17 protein-coding genes are annotated in these 13,702 nt (G+C 55.7%); 12 read left to right on the top strand and 5 right to left on the bottom strand.

What is annotated here, in order from left to right; translation table 11 throughout:
• Nucleotides 1–225: 225 nt before the first annotated feature.
• Nucleotides 226–1,116, bottom strand: coding sequence for a LysR family transcriptional regulator (locus tag RCF31_RS21895; protein ID WP_416413372.1), 891 nt, complete (start codon nt 1,114–1,116; stop codon nt 226–228).
• 136 nt (nt 1,117–1,252) lie between these two features.
• On the opposite strand from RCF31_RS21895, the gene RCF31_RS21890 reads away from it, so the two are divergent.
• The 10 genes from RCF31_RS21890 to mdcH all read left to right on the top strand — a co-directional run bounded on the left by RCF31_RS21890 (nt 1,253) and on the right by mdcH (nt 10,319).
• The gene (locus tag RCF31_RS21890) at nt 1,253–2,575 is read left to right on the top strand and encodes a nucleobase:cation symporter-2 family protein (protein ID WP_416413371.1); all 1,323 of its coding nucleotides are present in this window, start codon (nt 1,253–1,255) and stop codon (nt 2,573–2,575) included.
• On the top strand, nt 2,568–3,044 hold the full coding sequence (locus tag RCF31_RS21885) for a nucleoside deaminase (RefSeq protein WP_416413370.1): 477 nt from the start codon (nt 2,568–2,570) through the stop codon (nt 3,042–3,044). The genes RCF31_RS21890 and RCF31_RS21885 overlap by 8 nt, the downstream gene beginning before the upstream one ends.
• 223 nt (nt 3,045–3,267) lie before the next feature.
• Nucleotides 3,268–4,923: a malonate decarboxylase subunit alpha gene (gene mdcA, locus RCF31_RS21880; protein ID WP_299450286.1), complete on the top strand. Its 1,656-nt coding sequence runs from the start codon at nt 3,268–3,270 to the stop codon at nt 4,921–4,923.
• Nucleotides 4,923–5,789 (top strand): triphosphoribosyl-dephospho-CoA synthase, encoded by an 867-nt coding sequence (locus tag RCF31_RS21875; RefSeq protein ID WP_416413369.1) that lies wholly within the window; start codon nt 4,923–4,925, stop codon nt 5,787–5,789. The genes mdcA and RCF31_RS21875 overlap by 1 nt, the downstream gene beginning before the upstream one ends.
• 9 nt (nt 5,790–5,798) lie before the next feature.
• Entirely contained in the window at nt 5,799–6,098 is a 300-nt protein-coding gene (gene mdcC, locus RCF31_RS21870) for a malonate decarboxylase acyl carrier protein (protein ID WP_313685062.1), read from the top strand.
• The gene (locus RCF31_RS21865) at nt 6,091–6,927 is read left to right on the top strand and encodes a biotin-independent malonate decarboxylase subunit beta (RefSeq protein ID WP_416413368.1); all 837 of its coding nucleotides are present in this window, start codon (nt 6,091–6,093) and stop codon (nt 6,925–6,927) included. Before mdcC ends, RCF31_RS21865 begins: the two co-directional genes overlap by 8 nt.
• Nucleotides 6,924–7,712, top strand: a complete 789-nt coding sequence (gene mdcE / locus RCF31_RS21860; RefSeq protein ID WP_416413367.1) for a biotin-independent malonate decarboxylase subunit gamma — start codon at nt 6,924–6,926, stop codon at nt 7,710–7,712. The genes RCF31_RS21865 and mdcE overlap by 4 nt, the downstream gene beginning before the upstream one ends.
• Before the next feature lie 131 nt (nt 7,713–7,843).
• Entirely contained in the window at nt 7,844–8,803 is a 960-nt protein-coding gene (locus tag RCF31_RS21855) for an AEC family transporter (RefSeq protein ID WP_416413366.1), read from the top strand.
• A gap of 2 nt (nt 8,804–8,805) precedes the next feature.
• Nucleotides 8,806–9,411: a malonate decarboxylase holo-ACP synthase gene (locus RCF31_RS21850; RefSeq protein WP_416413365.1), complete on the top strand. Its 606-nt coding sequence runs from the start codon at nt 8,806–8,808 to the stop codon at nt 9,409–9,411.
• On the top strand, nt 9,408–10,319 hold the full coding sequence (gene mdcH, locus RCF31_RS21845) for a malonate decarboxylase subunit epsilon (protein WP_416413364.1): 912 nt from the start codon (nt 9,408–9,410) through the stop codon (nt 10,317–10,319). Before RCF31_RS21850 ends, mdcH begins: the two co-directional genes overlap by 4 nt.
• Here the strand turns inward: mdcH and RCF31_RS21840 are convergent.
• Entirely contained in the window at nt 10,301–11,248 is a 948-nt protein-coding gene (locus RCF31_RS21840) for a LysR family transcriptional regulator (RefSeq protein WP_416413363.1), read from the bottom strand. The two genes, mdcH and RCF31_RS21840, sit on opposite strands and share 19 nt — an antisense overlap.
• 29 nt (nt 11,249–11,277) lie before the next feature.
• Nucleotides 11,278–12,471, bottom strand: a complete 1,194-nt coding sequence (locus RCF31_RS21835) for a low temperature requirement protein A (protein ID WP_416413361.1) — start codon at nt 12,469–12,471, stop codon at nt 11,278–11,280.
• A 155-nt stretch (nt 12,472–12,626) separates the two neighbouring features.
• Here RCF31_RS21835 and RCF31_RS21830 point away from each other — a divergent pair, with 155 nt between their 5' ends.
• Nucleotides 12,627–12,854, top strand: a complete 228-nt coding sequence (locus RCF31_RS21830) for a hypothetical protein (RefSeq protein ID WP_299450272.1) — start codon at nt 12,627–12,629, stop codon at nt 12,852–12,854.
• A gap of 100 nt (nt 12,855–12,954) precedes the next feature.
• On the opposite strand, the gene RCF31_RS21825 is transcribed toward RCF31_RS21830, so the two are convergent.
• Nucleotides 12,955–13,287, bottom strand: a complete 333-nt coding sequence (locus RCF31_RS21825; protein WP_416413360.1) for a gamma-glutamylcyclotransferase family protein — start codon at nt 13,285–13,287, stop codon at nt 12,955–12,957.
• A 32-nt stretch (nt 13,288–13,319) separates the two neighbouring features.
• The gene (locus tag RCF31_RS21820; protein WP_416413803.1) at nt 13,320–13,469 is read right to left on the bottom strand and encodes a hypothetical protein; all 150 of its coding nucleotides are present in this window, start codon (nt 13,467–13,469) and stop codon (nt 13,320–13,322) included.
• Here RCF31_RS21820 and RCF31_RS21815 point away from each other — a divergent pair.
• The gene (locus tag RCF31_RS21815) at nt 13,437–13,691 is read left to right on the top strand and encodes a hypothetical protein (protein WP_299450270.1); all 255 of its coding nucleotides are present in this window, start codon (nt 13,437–13,439) and stop codon (nt 13,689–13,691) included. The genes RCF31_RS21820 and RCF31_RS21815 overlap by 33 nt on opposite strands.
• Nucleotides 13,692–13,702 lie beyond the last annotated feature (11 nt).

Below are 13,702 nucleotides of genomic sequence, written 5' to 3'. Positions count from 1 at the left end.
TTAACTTCCCCGCATGGCGTATGCAGATCTTTTTCACGGAAATTGGATTTTTGTTTCGTGAAGTTTATCGTAATAATTTTTTTGAAATCGTTGATTAAAAACAAAAAATAGCCATGTCTGCACGTCAATGTAGAGTGATTGTATAGTTTTGTCTTAGTCTTTTATCTAAAAGTAACTAATTATACAGACAAGCTTGTGTAGGGTCGTAAATAGTGTGGATTCCCCTCAAAGCGTAGTGCTATTTCCGGCATGATCTTTTTCGAAAATTTTATTTTTAAGTAAACGATCAATTAACCAGCTCATGGCGCGTCCGGCGCGTTTTTTTCGCGACCACAACAGGTCTACTCCGACAATCCAGTCCGTATGCGGATACTCCTTTTGCCGTAACTCAGTTAATACCCCTGTCTCCAGTTCGCGCTGTACAAAAATGCGTGGAACCGAAGCCCAGCCGAGTCCGGCAAGGGCCGCATCGATCATTGCATTGTAACTCTCGACACGCCAGACCAGCGGGCTGCCGAGATATTCGGTGCTGGGGATGGTTTTCTGTTGTTCGCCAAAGGTGATATGTCGCCAGCGGTGCAAATCGGCAAATGACACCGGCAGACGTTTCGCGAGCGGATGTTCTGAACTGACCACGTGCACCATGAAAAGCTTGCCTAACTGGGCGAACTCAATGGCATCACTGTCCACCGGACGCGACATGGAGATACCGACATCCACTTCATTTTTCCGCACCATCGCTTCCACATCACCCTGAAAGGGTTCACGGACATGAATATCTACTTGCGGGAAATGCATAGCAAATTCGTATAGCACGGTGGCGACCGTCTTATAGGGAACTTCGATTGCCAGGCTGACATGCGCTTCAGTTTCAATGTTGAAGGCACTGACACGCTGCTCCAGAGCATTGCATTGTTCCAGAACGGTTTTGACATATTCACGCAAGGTGTTGCCTTCCGGAGTCAGGCTTATCTGGCGCGGCGTGCGAACAAAAAGGCTGAGGTTGAACTCGTCCTCAAGATTGCTCATCGCCATATTGACCGAAGATTGTGAGCGCTTCATTACTCGGGCTGCTGCTGAAAATGAACCTGACTTCGCGACTTGTTCGAAGGTCATAAGTTGATCCAATGAATACTTCACGTAATGCCTCACCTTTCAGTTTTATTGAAAGCAGCTGATTATCGGTTGCCATTTTTAATTACATATAGTCGAACGGTCGTTCAGTCAACGTTTTCATTTCTCAGGGGGCAGTATGGAAAGCGTGTTAAATAGCGGGCGGGCGGATAACCCATTGACCTTAAGGCGTATTTTGACGCTGGGATTTCAGCATGTATTGGTGATGTATGCAGGTACCGTGACGGTTCCGCTGATTCTGGCATCGGTGTTAAAACTCCCGGGCAGCGAAACCATCGTATTGATTAATGCCTGTTTACTGACATCGGGGTTAGCCACTATTTTGCAATCGCTAGGGGTAGGGCGTTTCGGTGCGCGCCTGCCTTTGATCCAGGGGTGCTCTTTTGTGGTACTCGGGCCGATGTTGATGGTCGGCCAGCAATATGGCATTACCTCGGTATTTGGTGGCGCGATTGCCTGTGGCTTATTTACCTTGCTTGTTGCACCTGTTTTCAGTCAACTGGTGAGGTTTTTCCCTCACGTGGTGATTGGTTGCGTGATCACGCTAATCGGCATATCGCTAATGCCCGCCGCTGCGATTTGGCTGGGAGGCGGCAATCCTGACGCCCCGGATTTTGCCAGCGTCGATAAGCTGCTGCTCGGTGCCGGAACCTTGATCATTACCCTGATTTTCTACTGCATGACGCGTGGGGTGATTCGTAATTTCAGTATTCTTTTTGGCCTGTTTTGCGGTTCCGCGCTGGCCTGGATGATGGGCATGACCCATTTTTCTGCGGTCTCCAGTGCGGGGTGGGTGGGGTTGAGCATGCCATTCGCCTTTGGCCTGCCTGAGTTTCATTTTGCGCCGATACTGGTGATGTGCCTCTCGATGCTGATTGTGATGACGGAAACCACCGGCAATGTTCTGTTAATCGACAAACTGATTGGCCAACCGACGACCTCACACCGTCTGGCGGATGCGATTCGCGCTGATGGGTTGTCCACTCTGCTCGGAGGTTGCCTGAACAGCTTTCCCTACAATGCATTTTCGCAAAATGCCGGGCTGATCATGCTGACAAAAGTGACCAGTCGGCTGGTGCTGATTGCGGCGGGAGCCATTCTGGTGGGGCTTGGCGTGTTTCCTAAGCTGGGTGCCATCATTGCCGCCATTCCCAGCCCGGTATTGGGCGGGGTAGGGATTCTGATGTTTGGTATGACGATCAGCGCCGGGATTCAGGAGCTAAAGAACACAGATTTTAATAATGAAAAGAACATATTAATTATCGCTGTCTCGATAGCGGTGGGGATCGTGCCGATGGCTTTTCCGGCAATTTTCCATGCCTTGCCTCCGTCGTTAAAGTTAGTCTTCGACAGCGGAATCTTCCTGGGGGGATTCACCGCTGTGTTATTGAACGCGGTACTGAATCGCCATGCCTCGCAAACGGAGCGCACCCATGCTTAATGATTATGATGTTGAATTTATCCGCTTATCCAATGAGGTAGGCAGACGTGCGATTGCGCTGGGAAAACATCCGTTTGGTGCGGTACTGGTGGCACCAGACAATAAAACCGTGCTGCTGACACAATGCAATATCGATAGCGTGAACCATGCGGAATCGACGCTGGCGCGCAACGCTGCAACGAATTTTTCTCCCGAGTATTTGTGGCAATGTACGCTTTATACCGCAGTCGAACCCTGCTGTATGTGTGCCGGGACCATCTATTGGGCGAATATCGGGCGAGTGGTGTATGGCATGAGCGAAGCGCGCTTGCTGGAATGCACCTGCAGCCATGAGGAAAACCCAACCATGAGCCTGGCGGCGAGTGAGGTTTTTGCGCATGGGCAGAAAGCGATTCATCTGGTCGGTCCGATCGATGAGCTGGATGAGGAAATATTTGCGCTGCAAAAATCGTTCTGGCAGCAAAGATAACCCCGTTCAAAATCACGCTGCTGCCGTCAGGAACAGGATGTAGCAGCGTGGTTATCGCGCAATTTATCATCATGTCGTTGATCCCCATCAAACTTTTTAACATCCAATCATTACTCTTAGGCTAACAATCTGTCCCAGGACTTGATTGATGAAATTGCCCCTGAAGACCAGACTCAATCCAGTTGCAGCAATCATTGAGATTCGCTAATTCAGGAGGTTAGTCATGTCATCAGGACAGAATACGCCGCGTGTCTGGAATACGCGGCGCATCGAAAAACAGCGGAGACTGGCATCCGTACCGGTAGCGGGCAAAGTGCTTCCGGGCGATCAACTGGTAGAAATGCTTGAACGGTTGATTTCACCAGGTGACCGGGTGGTGCTGGAGGGGAATAACCAGAAACAGGCCGATTTCCTCTCACGCATGCTGGCGCAGGTCAATCCTGCTAAGGTCAACAATCTGCATATGATCATGCCGAGCGTTGGGCGCAGTGAGCACCTGGATATTTTTGAGAAAGGGATCGCCCGTAAGCTCGATTTCTCTTTTGCCGGTACGCAGAGCTTGCGTATCTCCCAGTTACTGGAAGATAACATTCTCGAAATCGGTTCCATCCATACCTATATAGAGTTGTACTCGCGTCTGTATGTCGATTTAGCGCCCAACGTCGCGCTGATTGCCGGTTACAAAGCCGACCGTAAAGGTAACCTGTACACCGGTCCCAGCACCGAAGATACCCCGGCGCTGGTGGAAGCCGCCGCCTTCCACGATGGCATTGTCATTGCTCAGGTGAATGAACTGGTGGATGACGAATGCGATCTGCCACGCGTTGATATACCCGGCTCGTGGATTGACTACGTGGTGGTGGCAGATAAACCCTTCTTTATCGAACCGTTATTTACCCGTGACCCACGTCTGATCAAGCAGGAACATATCCTGATGGCGATGATGGCCATCAAGGGCATCTACGCCGAACATCAGGTGCAGTCGCTGAATCACGGTATCGGGTTCAACACGGCGGCGATTGAGCTGCTGCTGCCAACCTACGGCGAACAACTCGGCCTGAAAGGCAAAATCTGTAAACACTGGACCCTCAACCCGCACCCCACGCTGATTCCCGCTATCGAAAGCGGCTGGGTGGAAAGCGTGCACTGCTTCGGCGGTGAACTGGGAATGGAAGAATACATCCGCGCTCGTCCCGATATTTTCTTCACCGGTGCTGACGGTTCCATGCGTTCCAACCGCGCCATGTGTCAGCTTGCCGGGCAGTACGCAGTCGATATGTTTATCGGTTCCACCTTGCAGGTTGATGGCTCAGGGAACTCCTCCACTGTTACCCGTGGCCGTCTCGCGGGCTTTGGTGGCGCACCTAACATGGGCCACGATCCACATGGCCGTCGTCACGCCACACCCGCATGGCTGGCAATGATCAACGAGCCTGATCCGCTCCAGCGTGGCCGTAAGCTGGTGGTGCAGATGGTGGAAACCTTCCAGGCCGGGGTGAAACCGACCTTTGTGGAAAAACTGGATGCAGTTGATGTGGCGAAAAGCGCCGGTATGCCGCTGGCTCCGGTGATGATCTATGGCGATGACGTCACCCACGTACTGACGGAAGAGGGTATCGCTTACCTGTATCGCGCCACCAGCCTTGAAGAACGTCGGGCGATGGTGGCGGCGGTGGCGGGTATCACCGATATCGGTCTGGGCGTAGATGCGAAACGCGTCGCCGAACTGCGCCGCAGCGGCAAAGTGGTGTTCCCGGAAGATATCGGTATTCGTCGTTCAGATGCCACCCGTTCTCTGCTGGCGGCCGGTAGCGTCGCTGACCTGGTTGAATGGTCAGACGGCCTGTACAACCCGCCCGCGAAATTCCGGAGCTGGTAATGAAACGACTCTCACCCACCCCGGTTGAACATGGCCTGCAATGGCTGGCGCAGGTGGCGACCGATTGCCTGATTGAAGAAGTGAACCTCACGCCCAAGCCTGGGTTGGTTGATCGTCGCGGTAGCGGTGCACATCACGATCTCACGCTGGCATTGATGGAGCAATCCGCCCGCAGCCTGACACCGACTTTCTACGCGCTGGCGCAGCAAAGCTGGCAACGTCCGGCGGATATCGCTCTGCGGGAAACCATCGGGCAACTGGGGCGTGAAGGTGAGAGACAAATGATGATGGTGACCGCCGGGGTGAATACCCATCGCGGTGCCATCTGGGCACTGGGATTGCTGGTCAGTGCCTGCGCCATGCAGGCAGGGGCGGGTACCAGCCAGCACATCTGTGAGCTGGCTGCTCAGCTGGCAACCTTGCCGGATCGCGCCGCGCCGAAAACCTTCAGCAAAGGGTTACGGGTGGTGCATCGCTTCCGGGTTCCCGGTGCACGCGAAGAAGCACAGCAGGGCTTTCCCCATATCACCCGACTGGCGCTGCCGCAGTTGCAGGCCAGCCGACGTAACGGGGCCGATGAAACGGCGGCGCGCATTGATGCGCTGATGGCCATTCTGACTTCTCTGACCGATACCTGCGTATTGCACCGGGCCGGGTTGCCAGCGCTGCGCGCCCTGCAGAACGGCGCGCGTCAGGTCCTGGCCGCCGGGGGCTATGCACAACCGGCAGGGCGCAGGGCGCTGGAAAAACTGGATAACGCGATGCTGGGGTTCAACGCCTCACCGGGCGGGGCCGCCGATTTACTGGCCGCCACATTGTTTCTTGACCGGATGACGGGCGCTCACGCATTGCCACTCAATGAATAAGAGGTAGCTATGGAACACATAACGTTGTCATACCCGTCCAGCCGCACGCTCAGCGGTAAGGCGCTGGCGGGGGTTGTGGGATCGGGTGATATGGAGGTGCTGTTTACAGCTGACGATAAAAACGTCCTGAATATCGCGATTACCACGTCGGTGAACAACAGTCAGGCGCGCTGGGAAGCGCTGTTTAACCGCCTGTCCCAGCTCACTGATTTGCCTGCGGGCCAGCTGGTGATTCATGACTTTGGCGCTACACCGGGTGTCGCACGTATTCGTATTGAACAGGTGTTTGAGGAGGTCGCTCATGCGTAACGACAGCAGTTTTATTGAGTTACGGGCGCGGCAACGGGCGCTGGCGTTACTCGACGCAGGCAGCACCCGCGAGTTGCTCGATCCTTTCGAAGGCGTGATGTCGCCGTGGCTGGAAAAGCAGGGCATCGTACCGCAGGCCGATGATGGCATGGTGGTAATGAAAGGTACCCGCAACGGTAAACCTACCGTGGTGGTCGCTATCGAAGGCACTTTCCAGGGCGGCAGCATGGGCGAAGTGTCCGGGGCCAAAATGGCCGCTGCACTGGAACTGGCTGCCGAAGACAACCGTAAAGGCATTCCGACTCAGGCAATTCTGTGCCTCGAAACTGGCGGTGTGCGCTTGCAGGAAGCCAACCTCGGCCTGGCTGCGATTGCCGATATCCATGCGGCCATCGTTGACCTGCGGCGTTACACCCCGGTGATCGGCATCGTCGCCGGTACGGTGGGTTGTTTTGGTGGTATGTCGATTGCCGCAGCGCTGTGCAGCTATTTGATCGTCACCCGCGAAGCACGTCTGGGTTTGAACGGTCCGCAGGTTATCGAACAGGAAGCCGGCATTGAAGAGTACGACTCGCGCGACCGTCCGTTTATCTGGAGCATGACCGGCGGTGAAATTCGTTATCGAAGCGGGCTGGTGGAAGCGCTGGTGGGTGATGGCATCAATGCGGTGCAGGCAGCGGTGGACACGGCGATTACGCAGGGCGTACCGGCGCAGCATCGCAGCGATAACTATGCCTTCTATCTGGATCGTTTATCCCGCTTTGATACGCAGCAACAGGCCAGTACGGCCGTGATTCAACAGGTCTTTGCACCGGAGGTGAACAAATGAGCGCAATTAACAGCCGTGGTGAACTGTGGTTTAACCAGCTGACCGCCGGAGCAGAAAGAATGTCGGGCCTGTGCCCCTCGGTGCTGGCAGCTGATGCCGCCGGTGTCCGCTATATCGCCGTGATCCCGGATGCACACAATCGCTACCCGCGAGCCGCCAAAGGGGAAGTGGGGTTACTGGAAGGCTGGACGCTGGCGAAAGTGGTGCACCAGACCATCGCCGCCGATGCCGATAAACCGACCAAACGCCCGATTGTTGCGGTGATTGATGTCCCCAGCCAGGCGTATGGCCGCCGTGAAGAAGCCTTTGGTATTCACCAGGCACTGGCGGGCGCAGCGGGTGCCTATGCCCAGGCCCGGCTGGCCGGACACCCGGTCATCGGGTTGATTGTCGGTAAGGCAATGTCCGGGGCGTTTCTGGCGCACGGGTATCAGGCCAATCGTCTGATTGCCTTTAATGATGCCGGTGTGCTGGTGCACGCAATGGGTAAAGAATCTGCCGCCCGCATCACGCTGCGTACCGTGGAAGCGCTGGAAAAACTGGCGGCGACCGTGCCGCCGATGGCCTACGACATCAGTAATTACGCCACCCTGGGCCTGCTTTCTTCGCTGCTGAATATTGCCGACCCGGATGCGCCGGGCGCGAGCGACCTCCAGCGGGTGCGTGACACGCTGGCTGCCGCGATTGAGGATGCGCGCCGTGATCCACGCCGTGGTTCCGGTGAGGTAGCTGCCAATCGCCAGGCTTCTGCGCAGGTACGCGAACGTATGCGTGCCGCCTGGTAATAAAAAAATAACAAAGACTTACCTGCCGGATAGCGACAGGACCGGGTGTGTGACTCACGCCCGGTGACCTGAAGCATCTGTTAAATGAACACCATCGCGTCAGTATTCACTCTTCTAATAACAGGTGATTTATGACTTACGTGATTCTTCATGCCCTTGCACCCATTTTTGTCATCATGCTGTTGGGTTTCTGGGCTGGCAAGGCCGGGATGGTCGATAACAAGAACGTCTCGTTACTCAATATTTTTGTGATGGATTTTGCCTTACCGGCGGCGCTGTTCAGTGCCACGGTGCAAACTCCCTGGAGCGGTATTGTTGCGCAGATGCCGCTGATTGTGGTGCTGACCCTGGCGATGTGGATTGCCTATGCCGCACTGTATTTCATTGCTGTCGCTGTGTTTAAAAAGTCTCCGCAGGATGCGGCCGTGCTGACGCTGACCGTCGCACTGCCCAACTATGCCGCGCTCGGGCTGCCGATTCTCGGCAGCGTGGTGGGTGAAGGTTCTGCTACCTCGCTATCGGTGGCGGTTTCCATCGCCTGCGGCTCCGTGCTGATGACGCCGTTCTGCCTGCTGATCCTCGAACGTGAGAAAGCGCGTGCTGCCGGTGAAACACAACGTTCAACGCTGGCGATGCTGCCGGTACTGATGTGGCGTTCAGTGAAAAAGCCGATTGTCTGGGGACCTTTGCTGGGTGTGGTGCTGTCAGCATTTGGTGTGAAAATGCCTGACCTGCTGCTGGCGTCGATTAAGCCGCTGGGCCTGTCAGCCACCGCTGCCGCCTTGTTCCTGACCGGGGTGATCCTCTCGGCGCGTAAACTGAAAATCAACACGATGGTGATTAGCTCTACCGTCACTAAGTTGCTGATTCAACCAGCGATAGCCTGGGGGATTGTGTTGGTGTTCGGTTTACACGGCACCGTCGCGGTCACTGCTATTCTGATGATTGCACTGTCTGCTGGTTTCTTTGGCGTGGTATTTGGCAACCGTTTTGGCGTGCAGTCACCGGATGCGGAAGCTGTGCTGTTGCTTAGCTCGCTGCTGTCGATTCTGTCGCTGCCGCTGTTTATCTCTTTAACCGCAGGAATCTGAAAATGAACTTCGCCGCACGTCCACATGACCTCCTCTGGCTGCGCCATGATGCAGCGCTACTTGGGGTGACAGAACCCTGGGTGGCGGAACTGTGGAACCACCAGCAACCGGTGGTGGTGCGGCGTGATGTGAGGAAGGATGGCCTGATTCCGGTTGGCGTGCGTGGTCAGGCACGCCATCAGCGGGCTGCGGGTTGGGTCGCGCTGCATGATGTCACTCACATCATCTCACCCGAAATGCTGGTCGTCCCGGCGAAGTTAAATGACCATCCGACGGTGCAGGCGCTGGTGATGTTGCGCCAGCAGCCCTGGTCGTGGGAATGGGGCGTCACCGGCAGTACCGGCTTCGCACTGGCAACCACTTTGCCGGTGTTGCATCGGGACAGTGATTTAGATCTGCTGATTCGTGCACCACAACCCCGGCAGCCCGTAGATTTTGCCCGCTGGCAACAGGCGCTGGCGGCGTTGCCCTGTCGCGCTGATACCCAGATTGAAACGCCGCAGGGTGGTTTTGCCCTGAATGAGTGGTTGCGTAGCGGACGGGTATTGCTGAAAACCGCGCGCGGGCCGCGCCTGACGGATAACCCCTGGGCGGAGGAGACGCCATGAAAACCTTATTTACTTTCCCCGGCCAGGGTGCACAAAGGCCGGGCATGTTAGCTGAGTTGCCGCGCGATGAAACCTGGCAGCTGGCGCAGGAGATACTGGGTGATGAACTGGCGACGCTGGATAGCCACGAAGCGTTGCAGCACACCCGTGCAGTGCAGCTGGCGTTATTGATTGCCGGGGTGTCAGCCGCACGACGGTTGGTAGCCCAGGGCATCGAGCCGGATATGGTATGTGGTCTGTCGATTGGCGCTTATCCGGCGGCGGTGATTGCTGGGTCGCTGGATTTTGCTGATGCCCTGCGGCTGGTTGCCCTGCGTGGTGACGTAATGGAAAGCGCATATCCTCACGGCTATGGGCTGACGGCGATCAACGGTTTGCCACTGGAGCAGGTTGAACCGCTGGTGGATAACCAGCACAGTTTTATCGCCAACATCAACTCGGAAACACAAATTGTGATCGCCGGTAGCGAGCAGGCGATGCAATCCGCCGGTGATGCGGCGCGCGCGCGCGGGGCGCGTTGTGTCCGACGTCTGGCGGTAAGCGTACCCTCCCACTGCGCATTACTGGCTGAACCGGCGAGTAAGCTGGTGGCGTCGATGCAACGGGTGACCCTGCAACGTCCGCGTTGTGCTTACCTGAGTGGCAACAGCGCTCGTGTGCTGTGGCAGCCGGAACGTATTGCGGATGATCTGGCGCTGAATATGGCGCGCCAGGTACGCTGGCATGAGGCGATGGTCGCGGCTGAGGAGCGCGAAGTGCGGCTGGTGCTTGAAATGCCGCCAGGCGGCGTGCTGACCGGGCTCACCCGCAGCGCGCAGCCGCAGGGTGAGTGTCTGGCGCTGGAACGCAGCAGCATGGAACTGGTGCATCATCTCTATGCCCGCCTGCATCAGGACGAGGGACGCTGAGCCTTATGTTGCAGGCTTAAGGCATACATTCGACCTTCTGCCACCAGCGCCAGCAGGTTGGGATCGTGCTCGCGGTTGCGGGCAAAGACGATGGCGATTTGCTGGCGCATCTGATACGGCTCGGCCAGTTTAAGAAACTGCAAATCGTGTTCGTATTGTTTGCGCATGCGGCCCGGCACCAGCGAATAGCCCATCCCGGCCTGCACCAGACTCAGCATGGAAAAGATGTCATTCACCCGCGTGACAATATTGGGTTCGAAACCGGCGACATGACAAGCTTCCTGGAAGCCGGTAAAGGTGGCGAATCCTTCATCCAGCGAGACAAACGGCTTATCACTGTAGTTGCGCAGATCAATATCAGCTGTTGAATCGCACTGCTCGGCAGTGGGCACCGCCAGATAGATATCATCCTGAAACAAACCCACCTGCTCAAACACCCTCTGGTCGATTTCGGTTGCCGTCACCGAGATGATCATCGCGTCCAGCTGATTGTTTTGCAGCATGCCCGTCAGCACCTGATTCGACCCCATCGTCAGGTTCAGCTCCAGCTCGGGGCGGCGCAGCTTCATATTCATAATCAGGCGCGGCACGGTATCCAGCGACAATGAATAGAGGGTGCCGATCCGCAGATGACCCAGCCCGATACCCGCCGTGCGTCGCGTCTCTTCCAGCCCCTGGCTCAGAGTTTGCAACGCTTCATTGCTGTATTCCAGCAACGTCCAGGCGGCAGGTAACGCCACCAGATTGCGCCCCTTGTGGGCAAACAACGGACAGCGCAGACTCTCCTCCAGCGTATGTAACGCACGATGCACGCTGACGGTGCTAATGCCGAGAGTTTCTGCCGTGCGGGCCAGATTCTCGCTTTCCATATAGGTGCAGAAGATAAAAAGCTTACGCACCGTCAGGTCGTTATCGAAATTGAGTTTCATGGATAAAGGCTTAAAAATGAATTCGCTGGCTATGATACACCTTTCATTTTAATCATGCGGCTGCGATGTACCCGGGATTCGGCAAACGCGGAAACCAGCATAATGACGGTGGTGAGCCAGCCTGCCTGTTCCAGCGTCAGTTGTTGCACAATCCCCACAGCCAGACACAGCACCAGTGCCCCGACAATATGCGTCAGCGGGATGGCGCCGTAGACCACCCGTTTATAAATGGCGCTGCCAATCAGGAATATGATCGAACCGGCGCAGATCAGCGCGCCGTGCAGGAACGTGACGCTTTGTTCCGGGTCTTCCTGGATCAGATCATTGCCCACCGCCATGACGATAATGCCGCCCACCAGGATCACATGGACGTAATGAAACATCGCGCCCATCCTGCCCGGATCGGTGGAATGGGTGATGGCCTGAGTCGCCTGTTCGCCGGAGGTGCCAAAGTAGAGCCACCACACTGCCATAGCCGACAGAAAGGTCGCCGCCATTGCCGACAACACCGGAAACGTCCATTCATCACTGGCGGCAAGGCTGCCGCCGGTTGCCAGCAGCGTTTCTCCCAATGCCACGATGACAAACAGCTGACAACGTTCGGTGAGATGCCCTCCCTCAATGGTCCAGTCGCGTGTGGAGGATCGCCCCATGCCGGGAAAGGCAAATCCGCTCATGGGTGAAAGGTACTCACATAACACGGCTAATCCCCACAATGCGGTACGCAGACCGTCATTGCTGCGCGCCCCGGCACACCATAACGACGCCGAGATAAGCAACCAGACCAGCATGCGACGATAGTTGGCGGTCAGCGCATGGTGCTGACCAAGCAGGCAGACAATCCAGGCCGTACGTCCCGCCTGAATAATCACGTAAGCAGCAACGAAATAACCCGCCTTATCACCGAAGGCTTGCGGCAGGGCGGCGGCCATGATCAGCGCCGCCGCCATCACCACAAATAACAGCGCGCGGATCTGCGGGGTTTCCGGGCTGAACCAGTTGGTGACCCAACAGGTGTATTGCCAGCCGAGCCAGACGGCAAACCACAGAATCAGCGTATGCAGCATGCCGCTGGCGCTAAGGTCGTGCAGCAGGGAATGACTGAGCTGCGTTACCGCAAAGACGTAAACCAGATCGAAAAACAGTTCTTCCCAGGTGACACGGGCATGGTGCCCGTCACGGTGGCGCAGCAGCGGATGCAGACGGCTATCTTCATCGGTCATGGCACTTACCTCAGCAGATGATCAACAGTGGAGTCAACTTACATATTAAGAGGTTATCGATAGTTGCGTGACGTTATCATTCAACATAAGATATTTGCGCTAAATTTGTGCCGCTCTCTCCCTGTCGGGGGCTTCCCGGCTTTAAAGAGGGCACAATGATGTGCGATTTAGTATTAAAACTGCTGGAACTGGCTGGCTTTGCGGGTGATGCGGAAGCGCTGATCCAGCACTGCTGGACAGGGGCGGCAACACAGGCGGGGAAATATACCGTTATTGTGGTTGTTGTTTTGATCGGACTTATGGTCCGGCGGTTGTGGAAAAAACTAAGGGGGCAAACGCTGCAACGTCGGCCCCCCAGGATAAACCACAAACGTAAAAAGTAGTTTTTCCGGCGGCACGGTCATACCCACTGTGCCGCCGTTTTTTATTATCAATAAGGTCTATATTTTCGTCAACCGTAATTTTTACGACCCATGCAAAATGTTACTCACTACGCGGCTGCAACTGATACACCCACGCGGTCACCTGCTGGCCTTGTGAGGTCGTGACATCAACCTCCACCCGGTCATAGCCATCTTCAAATTCATCCAGCATCGGCCAGTGGACATCCAGCTGATCTGACAAAAACAAATAACCCGCCACGCGCGGGCCGTTTTTATCCAGCACGATACCCGGGAAATCTGCCGCCGCGCCCCAGCCACGTTCGAAGAAGGTGCCAGTCACGTAACCCGCCAGCCAGTCGCCGCCGATGTTTTCCAGAATATGCGCATTGGAACGGCCCGGGCATAGCGTGCCGTAGACAAATAAAGGTTTCATTTTCCCTCGTAAAATCAAACAAAAGAACCACTTTAGCGCCCGTGGTGCGGGATGTCACCTGCACCACAGGAAAGCTGATAAGCAAAGTCTATCGCATTGAAAACCAATAACGTCTGGCTGGTAGCGGGCAGGGTGCGAATAATCAGCTTATGACTATCTATCGCGTAAGAGTGGGGTTTCATAACCCCTCAGCCCTGACTTTCAGGCAGCTTGATGAAATTCTCGAACCACAACGTTTCTGGCGTACTGAGCCTGACAGTGGACGCTTCCGTTACTTCACCGAATATCAATACCAGTCTGAGGTGCGGGACCTGTGTTCGGTATGTTCACTGGCGTATTCCCAGGCGTGCCGGGTGAAGCGTTGTCCCTTAATCCTGGTGGAGGTGATAGCGGAAGCGTGCTGAATCTAAAAGGG

The organism is Pantoea sp. App145, from assembly GCF_047947045.1.
Taxonomy (GTDB): domain Bacteria; phylum Pseudomonadota; class Gammaproteobacteria; order Enterobacterales; family Enterobacteriaceae; genus Pantoea.
Note: the sequence above shows the minus strand (reverse complement) of the source record. Positions and strands in the feature narration are given on the sequence as shown.

Coding starts and splice junctions, on each gene's coding strand:
- RCF31_RS21850 (WP_416413365.1), top strand. CDS start 8,806: ATGAACTTCGCCGCACGTCCACATGACCTCCTCTGGCTGCGCCATGAT.
- RCF31_RS21865 (WP_416413368.1), top strand. CDS start 6,091: ATGCGTAACGACAGCAGTTTTATTGAGTTACGGGCGCGGCAACGGGCG.
- RCF31_RS21840 (WP_416413363.1), bottom strand. CDS start 11,248: ATGAAACTCAATTTCGATAACGACCTGACGGTGCGTAAGCTTTTTATC.
- mdcH (WP_416413364.1), top strand. CDS start 9,408: ATGAAAACCTTATTTACTTTCCCCGGCCAGGGTGCACAAAGGCCGGGC.
- RCF31_RS21875 (WP_416413369.1), top strand. CDS start 4,923: ATGAAACGACTCTCACCCACCCCGGTTGAACATGGCCTGCAATGGCTG.
- mdcA (WP_299450286.1), top strand. CDS start 3,268: ATGTCATCAGGACAGAATACGCCGCGTGTCTGGAATACGCGGCGCATC.
- RCF31_RS21815 (WP_299450270.1), top strand. CDS start 13,437: ATGACTATCTATCGCGTAAGAGTGGGGTTTCATAACCCCTCAGCCCTG.
- RCF31_RS21820 (WP_416413803.1), bottom strand. CDS start 13,469: ATGAAACCCCACTCTTACGCGATAGATAGTCATAAGCTGATTATTCGC.
- RCF31_RS21885 (WP_416413370.1), top strand. CDS start 2,568: ATGCTTAATGATTATGATGTTGAATTTATCCGCTTATCCAATGAGGTA.
- RCF31_RS21825 (WP_416413360.1), bottom strand. CDS start 13,287: ATGAAACCTTTATTTGTCTACGGCACGCTATGCCCGGGCCGTTCCAAT.
- RCF31_RS21830 (WP_299450272.1), top strand. CDS start 12,627: ATGATGTGCGATTTAGTATTAAAACTGCTGGAACTGGCTGGCTTTGCG.
- RCF31_RS21890 (WP_416413371.1), top strand. CDS start 1,253: ATGGAAAGCGTGTTAAATAGCGGGCGGGCGGATAACCCATTGACCTTA.
- mdcE (WP_416413367.1), top strand. CDS start 6,924: ATGAGCGCAATTAACAGCCGTGGTGAACTGTGGTTTAACCAGCTGACC.
- RCF31_RS21855 (WP_416413366.1), top strand. CDS start 7,844: ATGACTTACGTGATTCTTCATGCCCTTGCACCCATTTTTGTCATCATG.
- mdcC (WP_313685062.1), top strand. CDS start 5,799: ATGGAACACATAACGTTGTCATACCCGTCCAGCCGCACGCTCAGCGGT.
- RCF31_RS21895 (WP_416413372.1), bottom strand. CDS start 1,116: ATGACCTTCGAACAAGTCGCGAAGTCAGGTTCATTTTCAGCAGCAGCC.
- RCF31_RS21835 (WP_416413361.1), bottom strand. CDS start 12,471: ATGACCGATGAAGATAGCCGTCTGCATCCGCTGCTGCGCCACCGTGAC.